The 16,745-nt window shown below is 59.4% G+C and carries 12 protein-coding genes and 4 tRNA genes; 10 read left to right on the forward strand and 6 right to left on the reverse strand.

The window, feature by feature from the left end:
- Positions 1-116 precede the first annotated feature (116 nt).
- The 3 genes from HX815_RS12640 to HX815_RS12650 are packed head-to-tail and all read right to left on the reverse strand — an operon-like array spanning position 117 to position 5,896.
- Positions 117-1,535: an efflux transporter outer membrane subunit gene (locus tag HX815_RS12640; RefSeq protein ID WP_177028347.1), complete on the reverse strand. Its 1,419-nt coding sequence runs from the start codon at positions 1,533-1,535 to the stop codon at positions 117-119.
- Positions 1,519-2,685, reverse strand: coding sequence for an efflux RND transporter periplasmic adaptor subunit (locus HX815_RS12645; RefSeq protein ID WP_177028348.1), 1,167 nt, complete (start codon positions 2,683-2,685; stop codon positions 1,519-1,521). The genes HX815_RS12640 and HX815_RS12645 overlap by 17 nt, the downstream gene beginning before the upstream one ends.
- Positions 2,675-5,896, reverse strand: a complete 3,222-nt coding sequence (locus HX815_RS12650) for an efflux RND transporter permease subunit (protein WP_087693205.1) — start codon at positions 5,894-5,896, stop codon at positions 2,675-2,677. The genes HX815_RS12645 and HX815_RS12650 overlap by 11 nt, the downstream gene beginning before the upstream one ends.
- 216 nt (positions 5,897-6,112) lie before the next feature.
- Here HX815_RS12650 and HX815_RS12655 point away from each other — a divergent pair, with 216 nt between their 5' ends.
- Complete coding sequence (locus HX815_RS12655; protein WP_003207845.1) at positions 6,113-6,523, forward strand: hypothetical protein; 411 nt, start codon at positions 6,113-6,115, stop codon at positions 6,521-6,523.
- 4 nt (positions 6,524-6,527) lie between these two features.
- Here HX815_RS12655 and HX815_RS12660 read toward each other — a convergent pair whose 3' ends face one another.
- Entirely contained in the window at positions 6,528-6,689 is a 162-nt protein-coding gene (locus tag HX815_RS12660) for a hypothetical protein (RefSeq protein WP_003207847.1), read from the reverse strand.
- Between the two features lie 263 nt (positions 6,690-6,952).
- Here HX815_RS12660 and HX815_RS12665 point away from each other — a divergent pair, with 263 nt between their 5' ends.
- Entirely contained in the window at positions 6,953-7,582 is a 630-nt protein-coding gene (locus HX815_RS12665; protein ID WP_177028354.1) for a peptidase C39 family protein, read from the forward strand.
- Positions 7,583-7,628: 46 nt separating this feature from the next.
- Here the strand turns inward: HX815_RS12665 and pbpG are convergent, their stop codons facing one another.
- Positions 7,629-8,561: a D-alanyl-D-alanine endopeptidase gene (gene pbpG, locus HX815_RS12670; RefSeq protein ID WP_003207851.1), complete on the reverse strand. Its 933-nt coding sequence runs from the start codon at positions 8,559-8,561 to the stop codon at positions 7,629-7,631.
- 209 nt (positions 8,562-8,770) lie between these two features.
- Positions 8,771-9,625 (reverse strand): bifunctional methylenetetrahydrofolate dehydrogenase/methenyltetrahydrofolate cyclohydrolase FolD, encoded by an 855-nt coding sequence (gene folD / locus HX815_RS12675; protein ID WP_003207853.1) that lies wholly within the window; start codon positions 9,623-9,625, stop codon positions 8,771-8,773.
- Positions 9,626-9,855: 230 nt separating this feature from the next.
- On the opposite strand from folD, the gene HX815_RS12680 reads away from it, so the two are divergent.
- The 8 genes from HX815_RS12680 (at position 9,856) to lon (ending at position 16,723) form a co-directional block, all read left to right on the forward strand.
- A tRNA-Arg gene (locus tag HX815_RS12680) sits at positions 9,856-9,932 on the forward strand.
- 32 nt (positions 9,933-9,964) lie between these two features.
- Positions 9,965-10,040 (forward strand) — tRNA-His (locus HX815_RS12685).
- A 56-nt stretch (positions 10,041-10,096) separates the two neighbouring features.
- Positions 10,097-10,181 (forward strand) — tRNA-Leu (locus HX815_RS12690).
- 82 nt (positions 10,182-10,263) lie between these two features.
- Positions 10,264-10,339 (forward strand) — tRNA-His (locus HX815_RS12695).
- 401 nt (positions 10,340-10,740) lie between these two features.
- Complete coding sequence (tig, locus tag HX815_RS12700) at positions 10,741-12,051, forward strand: trigger factor (RefSeq protein WP_003207855.1); 1,311 nt, start codon at positions 10,741-10,743, stop codon at positions 12,049-12,051.
- 92 nt (positions 12,052-12,143) lie between these two features.
- Positions 12,144-12,779: an ATP-dependent Clp endopeptidase proteolytic subunit ClpP gene (gene clpP / locus HX815_RS12705; protein WP_003174822.1), complete on the forward strand. Its 636-nt coding sequence runs from the start codon at positions 12,144-12,146 to the stop codon at positions 12,777-12,779.
- Between the two features lie 112 nt (positions 12,780-12,891).
- Positions 12,892-14,175, forward strand: a complete 1,284-nt coding sequence (gene clpX / locus HX815_RS12710) for an ATP-dependent Clp protease ATP-binding subunit ClpX (protein ID WP_003207856.1) — start codon at positions 12,892-12,894, stop codon at positions 14,173-14,175.
- Positions 14,176-14,326: 151 nt separating this feature from the next.
- Positions 14,327-16,723, forward strand: a complete 2,397-nt coding sequence (gene lon, locus HX815_RS12715) for an endopeptidase La (RefSeq protein WP_003207858.1) — start codon at positions 14,327-14,329, stop codon at positions 16,721-16,723.
- Positions 16,724-16,745: the final 22 nt, after the last annotated feature.

A 16,745-nucleotide genomic window follows, 5' to 3' on the forward strand; every position in this document is an offset into this window, starting at 1 on the left:
TGGGAGCGGGCTTGCTCGCGAAGGCGGTGTGTCAGCCAGCATATCCGGTGCTGACCCACCGCCTTCGCGAGCAAGCCCGCTCCCACAGTTGATCACTGTCGTTCTTGAGACAGGTATCAGGCGTCGGGCTTCCAGCCTCCGCCCAGCGCCGTCACCAAACCCACACTCGCCTGCAACTGCCGCGTCTGCACCGCCTGCAACGTGCGCTGCGCCTGCAACGCCGCCGTCTGCGCCGTCACCACATCCAGATAGCTCACAGCCCCCGCCTGGTAACTGTTCATCGCCAGTGCCTGTGTGTGTTCGGCGGCATTCGCGGCGGCTTGTTCGTCCATCGCCTCCTGCTGCAAGTCGCGCAGTTGCCCAAGGTTGTCTTCCACCTCACGCACGGCTCTTAACACCTGGCTGCGATAGTGCGCCGAAGCCTCTTCAAACTCCGCCTTGGCCTGGCGCTCATTGGCGCTCAACCGGCCGCCATCAAAGATCGGCAGATTCACCAGCGGCCCCAGCGCCCAATACCGATTGGCGGCGGAGAACAAGTTGCCCACACCTTGGGTCTGCCCGCCAATCAAGCCGGTCAAACTGAAATCCGGGTACCACGCCGCCTTGGCCACGCCGATATTCGCGTTGGCCGCAAACACCCGTCGCTCGGCTGCCGCGATATCCGGCCGGCGTTGCAGCAGGTGGCTCGGCAGTTGTTGCGGAATCCCCGGCAGCGCGATCAATTGCTGGCTCGGCGGCAGCTGGAATTCACTGGCGGATACGCCCACCAATTCACCAATCGCATGCTCGGTGAGATTGCGTTGACCGCGCACATCGTCAAGCTGCGCCTGTGCTTCAGCCAGCTGATTCTGCGCCCGGGTCAGGTCGAGCTCCGAGGCGATCTGCCCCTCGTACCGGCTGCGGGTCAGTTTCAGCGCCTGGCCAAAATCATCCAGCGAACTGCTGAGAATCCGGCTCTGGGCATCCAGTCCGTTGAGCTGCACGTACAGCGTCGCCAACTGATGCTGCAGGCTCAGGCGTGCCACCGCCAAATCATCCCCGGAGGCTTGGGCCTGTGCATCGCCAGCCGCCACCTGGTTGCGGATTTTGCCCCACAGATCCAGATCGAAGCTCAGCGCGAACCCCGCCGTGTTGCTGTTGTACACCGAAGGCTGGGTATCACCCCGCAGTGGCCGATTGTCCGATTGCCGCTGGCGCAACGGTTGCGCGCTGGCGGTTATTTGCGGGAACAGCCCGGCATGCAACTGGCTGGCATACGCCTGGGACGCATCGAAATGCGCCAGCGCCGCCGCCAGGTCCGGGTTGGCCTTGAGCAGTTGTTCCTGCAGGTCGTTCAGGTGCGGGTCCTGATACAGCTGCCACCACTTCGGCGCCAGTTGGTCGGACGGTTGCGCGCTGTGCCACGGGCCGTCGCTGGTCTGTTCGCGGTACTTGGCCGGCAGGTCGATGGTCGGCGCCTTGTAGGTGGGCGCCAGCGAGCAACCGTGCAGTGCCACCAATACCAGGGCCGCGAGGGGTTTAAGCCTTGGACGCATGGGCACCTCCGGCATCGGCCATTTGCACGGCGTCGCCTTCGCGCAGTGCGTCGGGTGGGTTGTCGACTACGCGATCGGCGGGTTTCAGGCCCTGGTCAATCACCAGGCGCTCGCCGAGGTCGAGGCCGATGTGGATGTCTTGCAGGTGCACGTGGTTCTTGGCGTCCAGTACCGCGACCTGGGTGCCTTCGGCGCGGAAGATCAGGGCGCTGGCCGGGATGCTCACGCCATGGGTATCCGCCGGAATCGCCAGGGTGGCTTCGGCGTAGTCGCCGGGCAGCAACTTGCCGTCCGGGTTGTCGGCCACGAACTGTGCGAGCAGGGTGCCGGAGCGGCGGTCGATGGCGGTGGAGTCGCCCATCAGCTTCGCGCTGAAGTGTTCGCCGGGGTGCTCGGGTACCGTCAGTTGGGCGGCCAGCCCGGGATGAATCACCGCGGCGTAGTTCTGCGGCACCGGCACGTAGAGGCGCAGTTGGTGGGTGTCGGCGATGTCGAACAGTTCCGGATCGCTGTCGCTGTCAGCCTTGATCAACTGGCCGATGTCGGTGTTGCGCGCGGTGATCACACCGGCGAATGGCGCGCGAATGGTCTTGTAGTCTTCCAGCGCCGAGAGCCGCGCATAGTCAGCCTCAGCGGCCTGGGCGTTGGCCTTGGCGGCCAGGGCATTCGAGGTTTTTTCATCGGCCTCCTGGCGCGATACCGAATGGCTGTCCAGCAGGTTTTTCCAGCGGGTGGCGGTGGTTTGCGCCAGGCGTGCATTGGCCTGCTCCTGCACCATGCGCGCGTGGGTTTGCGCCACTTGCTGGTCGAGGTCGGGGCTGTCGATCTCGGCGAGAATCTGCCCGGCCTTGACCTGGCTGCCGATGTCGACTTTCCAGTCTTTCAGGTAACCGCTGACCCGCGCATGAATCGGTGCCTTGCTCCAGGCTTCCAGATGCGCGGGCAGGCGCAGGGTGTCGCCGGCCGCGTTCTGTTTGGGCTGGAACACCAGCACCTGCGGCACGGCGGCGGTTTCGGTCCAGGCGGTGACGGATTTTTCATGCATCGTACGGGCGTGCAGGCCGTTGGCGACCAACAGGGCGGCCAGTGTCAGGCCGCCGACACCCATGAGCATCAGACGCTTGCGCGAGGGTTTGTGATCAGACGACATGTGAAGTTTCTCCAGCAGCAGCGCGAGTAGGGTGACGACCGTGGACCAGGCTGAAGACCACGGGTACAAACAGCAAAGTGGCAGTGGTGGCGAGGATCAGGCCGCCGATCACGGCACGTCCCAGCGGCGCGTTTTGTTCTTCGGACAAGGCCAGCGGCAACATGCCGATGATCATCGCCAGGGCGGTCATGCAGACCGGGCGGAAACGGGTGTAGCCGGCTTCCAGTGCGGCCTTGAGTGCATCGCCATGTTCGGCCAGGCGCTCTCGGCAGAAGCTCACCACCAGGATCGAGTTGGCGGTGGCCACGCCCATACAGAGGATGGCCCCCGTGAGTGCGGGCACCGACAATGACGTGCCGCTGAGGAACAGCATCCAGACGATTCCCGCGAGCGCTGCCGGCAGTGCGGTGATGATCACGAACGGGTCGGTCCAGGACTGGAAGTTGACCACGATCAGCAGGTAGATCAGCACCACCGCACCGAGCAGGCCGAAGCTCAAGCCGTTGAACGCTTCATGCAGCGCATCGATCTGCCCGTGCAGGCTGATGGTCGCGCCTTTGGGGCGCATCGGGGCCATGTCGTTCAGCACTTTTTGCACATCGCTGGCGACGCCGCCGAGGTCGCGGCCTTGCACGTTGGCGTACAGGTCCAGGGTCGGCTCGATGTTGTAGTGGGTCACCACCGCCGGGCTTTGTACCCGCGAGATGGTCGCCACGCCGCCGAGGATCTGCGACTGACCATCGGCACCGGTTACCGGCAACGCTTCCAGGGACGGCAGGCTGTCGAGGCGGTATTGCGGGGTGGCTGCCACGATCGAATACGACACGCCGTTGGCCGGGTTGAGCCAGAACGTTGGTGCGGTTTGCGAGCTGCCGGCCAGGGACGCAACCATGCTGTTGGTTACGTCACGCTCGGTGATGCCCAGGCCGTTGGCACGCATGCGGTCCACGTTGACTTGCAGTGACGGGTAGCCGGTGGACTGCTGGATGCGCAGGTCGGCAATGCCCGGTATGTGTTTCAGGCGACGTTCCAGTTCGATGGCGTAGGCGCGGTTTTCTTCATCGCTGCGCCCGGAGATTTTCACGTCCAGCGGGGCCGGCGAACCGAAGTTGAGGATCTGGCTGCTGATGTCTGCCGGGAGGAATGCGAACTGGCTGCCGGGGAAGCTTTCGGGCAACGCTTCACGCAGTTTTTTCACGTAGTCGGCGGTGGGCGCATGGTCCTTTTTCAGGGTGACCTGGATATCGCCGTCCTGTGGGCCGATGGTGCCACTGCTGCTGTAGGCCATGTCGATGCCGCTCAGCGGGATGCCGATGTTGTCGACGATGGTGTCCAGTTCGTCGGCCGGAACGATCTCGCGAATCCGCGCTTCGATCCGGTCAAAGGCCGCCGCGCTCTCTTCGATGCGTGTGCCCAGCGGCAAGCGCACGTGCAGGGCCATGGCCCCGGCGTCGGTGGCCGGGAAGAAGTCCTGGCCCAGGCTTGGCAGCAGCAGGAACGAGGCGAGGATGCACGCCAGGAAGCCGATGATGAAGCGCTTGCGGGCGCCGAGGGCCAGGGTCAGCAGGCCGTGATAAACGTCCCGCACGTTGGAGAAGTGACGCTCAAAACCCTGCTGGAAATTCAGCACCGATTGCAGCACCGCGTTGCGCTGCGGTTTGTGCTGGTCGCCCTCGTGATGGTTGATGAATTCATCTTCCGGGTGATGACCTTCACCTTGCTCCGGCACGTGCGGCTTGAGCAGGAACATCGCCAGGGTCGGCACCAGGGTCCGCGACAGAATGAACGAGCTGGCCATGGCGAAAATCACCGCCAATGCCATCGGGCGGAACAGGTAGCCGGCGATGCCTTGCAGCATGAACATCGGCACAAATACGATGCAGATACACAGCAGGGACACGAACGCCGGGCCGACGATTTGCTTGGCGCCGTCGAGGATCGCGTCCTTCACCGCCTTGCCTTGTTCCAGGTGCCAGTTGATGTTCTCGATGGTCACTGTGGCGTCGTCCACCAGGATCCCCACCGCCAACGCCAGCCCGCCGAGGGTCATGACGTTGAGGGTTTGCCCGGTGGCCGCCAGCAGGGCGATGGCCGACAGCACCGCGAGGGGAATCGACGCGGCGATGATGATGGTCGAGCGCCAGCTGCCGAGGAACAGCAGGATCATCGCACTGGTCAGCAAGGCGGCGATGATGCCTTCCTGGGCCACGCTGCCCACCGACTGTTTGACGAACACCGAGGCGTCGCCGAGCAGTGAGGTCTTCAGCGACGGCGGCAGGGTTTCATTGATGCGCGGCAGCATCTGGCGGATGCCGTCGATGATCGACAGGGTGGAGATGCTGCCGTTTTTCAGGGCCGGCATCAGCACCGCACGGTGGCCGTCGACGCGCACGATGTTGGTCTGCGGCGGCGAGCCGTCACGCACGTGGGCCACCTGGCCGATGGTGATGATCGCACCGTCGACTGTCTTGATCGGCAAGTCGTTGAGCTCATCAATCGCCTTCGGGCTGTTGTTGAGCAAAATCGTGTATTCGTTGGGGCCGAGTTTGGCGGTACCCACCGGGATAATCTGGTTCTGCAGGGCCAGGGCGTTGCCTACGTCCTGCGCCGAGAGGCCTTTGGCGGCCAGCGCCTGTGGGTCGAGGTCGAGGGTGATCTGGCGTTGCTTGCCGCCCATTGGCGTGGGCATGGCCAGGCCGGGCAGGGCGCTTAGGGGCAAGCGGATGTTGTTCTGCACCAGGTCGCGGATCTTCGCTTCCGACAAGCTGGGGCTGGAGAACGCCATCTGCAGAATCGGCACCGTAGAGGCGCTGTAGTTGAGGATCAGCGGCGGCGTAATGCCCGGTGGCATCTGCTTGAGCACGGTTTGTGACACCGCTGTTACCTGGGCGTTGGCGGTGCGGATATCCACGCCGGGCTGGAAGAAAATCTTCACGATGCCCATGCCGGGTAACGACTGCGATTCAATGTGCTCGATGTCGTTGACGGTGGTACTCAGGGAGCGTTCGTAGGTGTAGATCACGCGACCGGCCATGGCGTCCGGAGACAGGCCGTTGTACTGCCAAACCACCGCAACGACGGGGATGCCAATATCGGGAAATACGTCAGTGGGGGTACGCAAGGCCGCCATGGGCCCGATGATGCAGATGAAAATTGCCAGCACGATAAACGTGTAGGGCTTGAGCAGTGCGGTCTTTACCAGCCCGAGCATGCCGTAACCTCCAAAGGAGTTGGATTGCAAACGCTCGCAGTCTTGACGGACCCACCTAACACGCACCTTTCAGCCAGGTGAAGGAAGATTTAGTTAACGGCTGAAGATCCTTTCATATGTATTCATTTGTTCAACAATGGTGACAGTAACAAGCTGGATACCGATCGAACGGGAGCTGTTTCGCCTGTTCACTCTTTATCCATTTGGAGTTCTGCCATGTCTCTTAAACCCTTGTTGTTGATCCCGGCCTTGAGTGCGGTCCTGTTGTTGTCGGCGTGTGCCGGCCCGATGCCGAAGGCGGACCCGAGCGAAGCCTGGATCGGCTTGCAAGAGGAGGCACCCAACGACCTGATGGCCGAGCGGGTAGACGGTAAAAACATTAATGATGGCCGCTACTTCGAAGTGAAACCCGGCGCGCATCGCCTGGACGTCACCTTGTTTGAAGAAGAGGCGGGGGATGATAACCAGCAGGATTGTCGCGGGCATGTGACCTACGGCAACTTCAAGGCCGGCGAGCATTACACCCTGGTGGAATCCAGCCTGGGTACGACGGTGCGTGCCGAGTTGAAGGATAGCCACGGCAAGGAATTGGCGCAGACCGAAGACTTCAGTTGCATGCCTGGCTAAGGCGTCAGGCGTGGTGCCCGGCGGGTTTGTGCAGCTTGCCGGGTGCTGCGGGTTTTACGTGTGGGTGATGGTGCCGGCGGGTCACGCGCATCACGCCCCACAGCATGGCGGCGGCGACGGCCAGCCAGCCACAGATCAAAAGCAGAATCGTTGTTGTCAGGCTCATATGTGCCTCCTTTCGCCCGGTGCCGGGCACACACTGTCTTCTCAATGGACAGTCTAGCTATCCGCAGGTTGCCTGCTATTGACCAATGGTCGTGTGCGTCCAACTTGTTTGCTCTATCGCCGGCCTTTTACTGCGCTGCAAGGCTATACCCGCGCCCCGGAGCGTCCTATGATCAGGGCCCACGTCGACCGTTGATCAAGTGAGTGAAGAAGTTGCGGTTTCCCTCGAACATTAAAACCTCCTGGTGGGTCGCCGCCTGTTTCATGGGGCTGGCGGCCTGTTCCTCGCATCCAAAACCCACGAGCATCCCGGGCCTGCCGGAGAGTGTCGAGCTCAAGGGCGTGCCGGCGTATCGCGGTGAGACTTACCTCGGTGGCCCAGCCGCTCTTGCCAGCATGCTGTCTCAACAAGGCATTGTGATTACACCGGGGCTATTGGATAAGCCACTGCATTTGCCGGGCGCTGAAGCGGACCTTGAGCGCAACATGCAGGTGCTGGCCCGTGAATACGGGATGTTGGTGTACCCGCTGGAAGATCAGCTGCCGGCGCTGCTGGCACAGGTCGCGGCCGGGTACCCGGTGATGGCGCGTATCACCCAGGGCTCGACCTTCTGGGCCGGTCCGCGGTATGTCGTGGTGGTGGGTTACAACAAGCAGAAGAGCATGGTGCTGCTGCGTTCAGGCTTGGCGCGACGCATGCCGATGGATTTCAGTGCGTTTGAGTCGGCGTGGAAAGACGGCGGCAAGTGGGCGGTACTGATTCAGCGGCCCACCCAGTTGCCGGTCAAGGTCGACGCCCAGCGCTGGCAGCAGGCTGCCAGCGCCACAGCCCAGGCGGGCCAGGAACAGGCGGCGGCCCAGGCGGTCAAGACACTGGCCAGCCAGGCCAAATAAAAAAACGGCGCTCAAGGGCGCCGTTTTTTATGTCGCTATTTACGGATCAGCGGGACTCGGTGACCTGAACATTCGCCCGTGGGCGGTTCTTCAGGTTCTTGTCAGCCTTGTAGCGCAATGCGACGTCTGGCACCGAGCCGCTCTTGCCGGTTTCGACCCAGCTGCGGATGCGCCCGGCATCGGCAAAGTGGGTGAATTTGCCGAAGGCATCGAGGATCACCAGCGACACCGGGCGATTACCCATGCTGGTCACCAGCACCAGGCAATGGCCGGCCTGGTTGGTAAAGCCGGTCTTGGTCAGCTTGATGTCCCAGTTGGCGCGGTTGATCAGGTGGTCAGTGTTGGAGAAACCCAGGGTGTAGTTGGGTTTGCGGAACGAGACGGTCTTTTCCTTGGTGGTGCTCAACTGGCTGAGCATCGGGTACTTGCGTGCGGCGGCCAGCAGCTTGCTCAGGTCGCGGGCGGTGGACACGTTATGGATCGACAGGCCGGTAGGTTCCACATAATGGGTACTGGTCATGCCCAGTGCCTTGGCCTTGGCGTTCATCGCTGCGATGAAGGCCGGGTAGCCGCCCGGGTAGTGGTGGGCCAGGCTGGCGGCGGCGCGGTTTTCCGAGGACATCAGGGCAATCAGCAACATCTCCTTGCGCGGCATCTCGCTGCCGATCTTGACCCGGGAGAACACGCCTTTCATCTCTGGCGTGTCCTTGATGTTGATGTCGATGTATTCATCCATGTTCTGCTTGGCTTCCAGCACGATCAGGCCGGTCATCAGTTTGCTCACCGAGGCGATCGGCACGATGACATCCGGGTTGCTGGCATAGATGACTTTGTTGGTCTGCAGGTCTACCACCATCGCACTGCCGGAGGCGATGTGCAGGGTGGACATGTCGCGGGGAGCGGTGGTGGTTTCGCTTGCGCTCGCGAAGGTGCCTGTCAATGCAAAAAATAGGCTGACAATGGAAAGATGAATTTTCACGCGGATGAACTCGCTAAAAAAAGTAGGGATATACCGTTCTGCAACGGAGGTTCTGACAAATAACGTTACATTCTAGAAGTATGGATCAGAAACTGTCGAATGTTCTTCTAGAAACAGATGAAACCCCTTAAAAACAAAGAAAAAACTACTTTTTTTCGGCCAATAAAAAGCCCTGCGATAAGGCAGGGCTCTTTCAGAACGGCTGGTTATTAGACGTGCAGGGTTTCGGCGGCGTACAGGGTGTTTTCCAGCAGGCAGGCACGGGTCATCGGGCCGACACCACCGGGTACCGGGGTGATCCAGCCGGCACGGGGCAGGGCGGTTTCGTACACCACGTCGCCCACGAGCTTGCCATCGTCCTGGCGGTTGATGCCCACGTCGATGACGATGGCGCCTTCCTTGATCCACTCACCCTTGACCAGGCCCGGCTTGCCGGCGGCGACGACCACCAGGTCGGCGCGGCCAACGTGGCCGGCCAGGTCCTTGGTGAAGCGATGAGTCACGGTCACGGTGCAGCCGGCCAGCAGCAGTTCCATGGCCATCGGGCGACCGACGATGTTCGAGGCGCCGACGACGACGGCATCCAGACCATACAGATCGACGCCGGTGCTTTCCAGCAGGGTCATGATGCCCTTCGGGGTGCACGGGCGCAGCAGCGGGATACGCTGGGCCAGGCGGCCGACGTTATAAGGGTGGAAACCGTCGACGTCCTTGTCCGGGCGGATGCGTTCGAGCAATTTCGACGCGTCCAGATGCTCGGGCAATGGCAGTTGCAGCAGGATGCCGTCGATGGCCGGATCGTCGTTGAGGCTGTCGATCAGGTCGGTGAGGGCCTGTTGGGTGGTGTCTTCAGCCAAGTCGTAGGCTTTGGAAATAAAGCCGACCTCTTCACAGTCTTTACGCTTGTGCGAGACATAAACCTGAGAGGCAGGATCGCTGCCGACCAGGATCACCGCGAGGCCCGGCGTGCGCAGGCCTTGTTGGCTGCGCTCGGCGACTCGTTTGGCGATCTGCTGGCGCAGGCTGGCGGCGATTGATTTGCCGTCGATAAGTTGTGCAGTCATTACGCGTGATTAACCATCGAGAGGGGGAAGAAAAGTGCGCGCATTCTCGCATGCCATGGCGTGAGGGCAAAGGCGCTTGGTCTGCAAATTCCCCTAACCCCTTAAATAAAATGAATTTTTTATAAAAAGGATTTGACGGGTTTCGGGTCCATCTATACTATTCGTCGCACTTGTCGGGCACAGCCTAGCACTGGTTAGTTTGTAATCCTCCAAGAGTACAGATTAATAAGGCGCCCGTAGCTCAGCTGGATAGAGCATCCGCCTTCTAAGCGGATGGTCGCAGGTTCGAGTCCTGCCGGGTGCGCCATTAGGCAGCTTTGGCACAAGTAGCGCAATATGGTGGGCGTAGCTCAGTTGGTAGAGCACGGGATTGTGACTCCCGTTGTCGAGGGTTCGATCCCCTTCGTCCACCCCATATTTAAAAAGGCGCCAGATTAATAGTCTGGCGCCTTTGCTTTAAAGGCTTCAAGCGCGGATGTGGTGGAATTGGTAGACACACTGGATTTAGGTTCCAGCGCCGCAAGGTGTAAGAGTTCGAGTCTCTTCATCCGCACCAAATAAAGTTTCGTGAAGGCCTGCGGGTCGGCGCGAAGCTCAACAAATAGCCTTTTTGACGGGCTTTTTGGTCACGCAATATGGTGGGCGTAGCTCAGTTGGTAGAGCACGGGATTGTGACTCCCGTTGTCGAGGGTTCGATCCCCTTCGTCCACCCCATATTTCGAAAGGCGCCAGATTAATAGTCTGGCGCCTTTTTTGTTTCAGCGGTTTGAGTTTCAACGCAGTCGCAGGTGTTGGGCTGCAGGGCAGGGCGTTTCGTCGTATTTATGTTTCGCGATGATGCCGCACTGCTTGCCGGCCTTGTCCGCAGGGTCGGTTGTCAGGGAGATGATTGGCAACCGCTTCTATATATAGAAGGGTTGGCGCAGAGCCCTGGCATGATGGGATGTATTTGCCACCGGGGCGAGCTGCACTCGTGCATTCGCACCTATAAATTGCCTGCTGTTTTTTTACCCGTTTTCAGTAGGGTGACTTCTTGAGTTTGACCCACTAGAATGCATGCCCTTGATTCTGGGGTCGGAAACGGCCAGCTAACGTCTGTGCAACGAGGAATATCCATGCAAGTTTCTGTTGAAAATACTTCTGCTCTTGAGCGCCGCATGAGCATCACCGTGCCGGCCGAGCGCATCGAGACCCAGGTCAACAAGCGTCTGCAGCAGACTGCCCAAAAGGCCAAGATCGCTGGTTTCCGTCCAGGCAAAGTGCCAATGAGCGAAATCAAGCGCCGCTTCGGTGCTGATGCACGTCAGGAAGCTGTAGGTGACGTGATCCAGGCTTCCTTCTACGAAGCCGTTGTCGAGCAAAAGCTGAACCCGGCTGGCTCGCCTTCCATCGAGCCCAAGTCCCTGGAAGCAGGCAAGGATCTGGAATACGTTGCAATCTTCGAAGTGTTCCCTGAATTCGAAGTTGCCGGTTTCGATTCGATCGCCATCGAGCGCCTGAGCGCTGATGTTGCTGACTCCGACCTGGACAACATGCTGGAAATCCTGCGCAAGCAGAACACCCGTTTTGAAGTGGCCGATCGTGCTGCCCAGAACGAAGACCAGCTGAACATCGATTTCGTAGGCAAGGTTGACGGCGAAGCATTCGCTGGCGGCTCCGCCAAGGGTACTCAGCTGGTGCTGGGTTCCAACCGCATGATTCCTGGTTTCGAAGACGGCCTGGTTGGCGCCAAAGCCGGCGAAGAGCGCGTTCTGAACCTGACTTTCCCGGCTGACTATCAGAACCTGGACCTGGCTGGCAAAACCGCCGAGTTCACCGTGACCGTCAACACCGTTTCCGAGCCCAAGCTGCCGGAACTGAACGAAGAGTTCTTCAACCAGTTCGGCATCAAGGAAACCGGCATCGAAGGGTTCCGCACCGAAGTTCGCAAGAACATGGAGCGTGAACTGCGCCAGGCCATCAAATCCAAGGTCAAGAACCAGGTGATGGACGGTCTGCTGGCTGCCAACCCGATCGAAGTGCCGAAGGCCCTGCTGTCCAACGAAGTTGATCGTCTGCGCGTGCAGGCTGTTCAGCAGTTCGGCGGCAACATCAAGCCTGACCAACTGCCGGCCGAACTGTTCGAAGAACAGGCCAAGCGCCGCGTTGTGCTGGGTCTGATCGTGGCTGAAGTGGTCAAGCAATTCGACCTCAAGCCTGACGAAACCCGCGTTCGCGAAATGATCCAGGAAATGGCTTCGGCCTACCAGGAGCCTGAGGCTGTTGTGTCCTGGTACTACAAGAACGACCAGCAGCTGAACGAAGTGCGTTCGGTTGTGCTGGAAGAGCAAGTTGTGGATACTGTTCTGCAGAAGGCTAAGGTGACCGATAAAGCGGTCTCTTACGAAGAAGCAGTCAAGCCGGCTGAAGCAGCACAAGCCGACTGATCGCTCAACTCGTTTGAAAATACACCCATAAGCCAGCCTCGCGCTGGCTTATGCGTATTCAAGACATGACTATTTGGGAGTAACTGCAGAGCATGTTCCGTAATTCGTATATTCAGCAGAACTCTGATATCCAGGCCGCTGGCGGCCTGGTCCCGATGGTTGTCGAGCAATCTGCTCGTGGCGAACGCGCCTATGACATCTACTCGCGCCTGCTCAAGGAGCGAGTGATCTTTCTGGTTGGTCCGGTAGAGGACTACATGGCCAACCTGATTTGTGCGCAGCTGCTGTTCCTTGAAGCGGAAAATCCGGACAAGGACATCCATCTCTACATCAACTCCCCGGGCGGTTCGGTGACAGCGGGCATGTCGATCTACGACACCATGCAGTTCATCAAGCCGAACGTATCGACCACCTGTATCGGTCAGGCGTGCAGCATGGGTGCGTTCCTGCTGACCGCTGGTGCTGAGGGCAAGCGTTACTGCCTGCCGAACTCACGCGTGATGATTCACCAGCCACTGGGCGGTTTCCAGGGCCAGGCATCGGACATCGAAATCCATGCCAAGGAAATCCTCTTCATTCGTGAGCGTCTCAACACGCTGATGGCCAAACATAGCGGGCATACCCTGGAAGAGATCGAGCGCGACACCAACCGTGACAATTTCATGAGCGCCGAAGCGGCTCGTGAATACGGGTTGATCGACGCAGTGATCGAAAAGCGCCCCGCTTAATATAAGCAGCTCAAAATAGGGCTGGTCGGCAGGTCCGACCACCAGTGGACTTGAAAAAGCCCTCAATAGCCTTCATCTTGTGTTGCAAGCCTATCGGATTTGGATCGAACGAATGACTGACACCCGCAACGGCGAGGACAACGGCAAGCTGCTCTATTGCTCCTTCTGTGGCAAAAGCCAGCATGAAGTACGCAAGTTGATTGCCGGCCCCTCGGTCTTTATCTGCGACGAGTGCGTCGACCTGTGCAATGACATCATCCGTGAGGAGGTGCAGGAAGCCCAGGCCGAAAGCAGCGCGCATAAATTGCCTTCGCCTAAAGAAATCAGCGGCATCCTTGATCAGTATGTGATTGGTCAAGAGCGTGCAAAGAAGGTTCTGGCCGTAGCGGTGTACAACCACTACAAGCGTCTGAACCAGCGTGACAAGAAAAGTGACGACGTCGAGCTCGGCAAAAGCAACATCTTGCTGATCGGCCCTACAGGCTCGGGTAAAACCCTGCTTGCAGAGACCCTGGCTCGCCTGCTGAACGTTCCCTTCACCATCGCTGACGCAACCACTCTTACCGAGGCCGGTTACGTAGGTGAAGACGTCGAGAACATCATTCAGAAGCTGCTGCAGAAATGCGACTACGACGTGGAGAAGGCCCAGATGGGCATTGTCTACATCGATGAAATCGACAAGATTTCGCGCAAATCCGACAACCCGTCGATCACCCGGGACGTTTCCGGTGAAGGCGTGCAGCAAGCGCTGTTGAAACTGATCGAAGGCACGGTTGCTTCCGTACCGCCACAAGGCGGCCGCAAGCACCCGCAGCAGGAATTCCTTCAGGTTGATACGCGCAACATCCTGTTCATCTGTGGCGGTGCGTTCTCCGGCCTGGAAAAGGTTATTCAAAACCGTTCCACCCGTGGCGGCATTGGCTTCAGTGCAGAAGTACGCAGCAAGGAAGAAGGCAAGAAAGTCGGTGAATCCCTGCGTGAAGTCGAGCCTGACGATTTGGTCAAGTTCGGTCTGATCCCTGAATTCGTTGGTCGTCTGCCGGTCCTGGCGACGCTGGACGAGCTGGATGAGGCTGCGTTGATGCAGATCCTCACCGAGCCGAAAAACGCCCTGACCAAGCAATACGCCAAGCTGTTCGAGATGGAAGGTGTGGACCTCGAGTTCCGTGCTGACGCGCTCAAATCGGTGGCCAAGCGGGCACTGGAGCGCAAGACCGGCGCCCGTGGTTTGCGCTCGATCCTCGAAGGCGTACTGCTCGACACCATGTACGAAATCCCCTCGCAGTCCGAGGTGAGTAAAGTGGTGATCGACGAAAGCGTTATAGAAGGCAAGTCCAAGCCGCTGTATATCTACGAAAACAGTGAGCCGGCTGCCAAGGCTGCGCCAGACGCGTAAGCGTTGCACCGCCGAGCTGTACAAAATAAAGGGGCCTTAAGGGGCCCCTTTGTTTTTACTGCGTTTAACTGATGCCATTACGCTTGTTTTTTTTGCAGGCAGCCCCCATCTTGGTTTCAAGCTTACTTTCATCTGTCATAGAGGCGAAATCATGAAGACAACCATCGAATTGCCTCTCCTGCCGTTGCGTGATGTCGTCGTCTATCCGCACATGGTTATCCCGCTGTTCGTGGGGCGCGAGAAGTCTATCGAAGCCCTCGAGGCCGCGATGACGGGCGACAAGCAGATCCTGCTGCTGGCCCAGAGAAATCCTGCTGACGATGATCCGGGCGAAGATGCCCTGTATCGCGTTGGTACCGTTGCAACTGTCCTGCAACTGCTCAAGCTGCCTGATGGCACCGTCAAGGTGCTGGTGGAAGGCGAGCAGCGCGGTGCGGTCGAGCGCTTCATGGAAGTGGACGGCCACCTGCGTGCCGAAGTGGCGCTGATCGACGAAGTCGACGCCCCTGAGCGCGAATCCGAAGTGTTCGTTCGCAGCCTGCTGTCCCAGTTCGAGCAATACGTGCAACTGGGCAAGAAAGTCCCCGCAGAAGTCCTCTCTTCCCTCAACAGCATTGATGAGCCAAGCCGCCTGGTCGACACCATGGCCGCGCACATGGCGCTGAAAATCGAGCAGAAGCAGGACATTCTCGAGATCATCGATTTGTCGGCCCGGGTCGAACACGTCCTGGCGCTGCTGGATGCCGAAATCGACCTGCTGCAGGTTGAGAAGCGCATTCGCGGCCGTGTCAAAAAGCAAATGGAGCGCAGCCAGCGCGAGTACTACCTGAATGAGCAGATGAAGGCCATTCAGAAAGAGCTGGGCGACAGCGAGGAAGGCCACAACGAAATCGAGGAGCTGAAAAAGCGCATCGATGCCGCCGGCCTGCCGAAAGACGCGTTGACCAAGGCCACTGCCGAGCTGAACAAGCTCAAGCAAATGTCGCCGATGTCGGCCGAAGCCACCGTGGTTCGTTCGTATATCGACTGGCTGGTGCAGGTGCCGTGGAAGGCCCAGACCAAAGTGCGCCTGGACCTGGCCCGCGCCGAAGATATTCTCGATGCCGATCACTACGGCCTCGAGGAAGTCAAGGAACGCATCCTCGAATACCTCGCCGTGCAAAAGCGCGTGAAGAAGATTCGTGGTCCGGTGTTGTGCCTGGTCGGTCCTCCTGGTGTGGGTAAAACCTCGCTGGCGGAGTCGATTGCCCACGCCACCAACCGCAAATTCGTGCGCATGGCCCTGGGCGGTGTGCGTGATGAAGCGGAAATCCGTGGTCATCGCCGGACTTACATCGGTTCGATGCCAGGAAGATTGATTCAAAAGATGACAAAGGTGGGTGTGCGCAACCCGCTGTTCCTGCTCGATGAAATCGACAAGATGGGCAGCGACATGCGTGGCGACCCGGCGTCTGCTTTGCTGGAAGTGCTCGACCCCGAGCAGAACCACAATTTCAACGACCATTACCTGGAAGTCGACTACGACCTGTCCGACGTAATGTTCCTGTGCACCTCCAACTCGATGAATATTCCGCCAGCCTTGCTGGACCGGATGGAGGTGATTCGTCTGCCGGGTTACACCGAAGACGAGAAGATCAACATCGCCGTCAAATACCTCTCGCCCAAGCAGATTGCGGCCAACGGCCTGAAAAAAGGCGAGATCGAATTTGATGCCGACGCGATCCGCGACATCATTCGTTTCTACACCCGCGAGGCCGGTGTACGGGGCCTTGAGCGTCAACTGGCGAAGATCTGCCGCAAGGCCGTGAAGGAACATGCGCTGGAAAAACGCTTCTCGGTGAAGGTCACCGCTGACCTGCTGGAACACTTCCTGGGCGTGCGCAAATTCCGCTACGGCCTGGCTGAGCAGCAGGACCAGGTAGGCCAGGTCACTGGCCTGGCGTGGACCCAGGTGGGCGGCGAATTGCTGACCATCGAGGCCGCCGTGATCCCGGGCAAAGGGCAACTGATCAAGACCGGTTCCCTGGGTGACGTGATGGTTGAATCCATCACCGCCGCGCAGACCGTGGTGCGCAGCCGCGCCAAGAGCCTGGGGATCCCCCTGGACTTCCACGAGAAGCACGACACCCACATCCACATGCCGGAAGGGGCAACGCCGAAAGACGGTCCTAGCGCAGGCGTAGGCATGTGCACGGCACTGGTATCAGCCCTGACCGGCATTCCGGTGCGCGCCGATGTCGCCATGACCGGGGAAATCACCCTGCGTGGCCAGGTACTGGCCATTGGTGGCCTCAAAGAGAAATTGCTGGCTGCACACCGCGGTGGTATCAAGACTGTGATCATTCCTGAAGAGAATGTCCGCGACTTGAAGGAGATTCCTGACAACATCAAGCAGGATCTGCAGATTAAACCGGTTAAATGGATTGACGAGGTCCTGCAAATTGCGCTGCAATACGCGCCGGAGCCCTTGCCGGATGTGGCTCCTGAGATAGTTGCAAAGGATGAAAAACGCGAGACTGACTCTAAGGAAAGAATTAGCACGCATTAATACGTTTAAGCCTGGGGGCTTC

It is taken from the genome of Pseudomonas sp. E6002 (genome assembly GCF_013385565.1).
In the GTDB taxonomy this organism is placed as follows: domain Bacteria; phylum Pseudomonadota; class Gammaproteobacteria; order Pseudomonadales; family Pseudomonadaceae; genus Aquipseudomonas.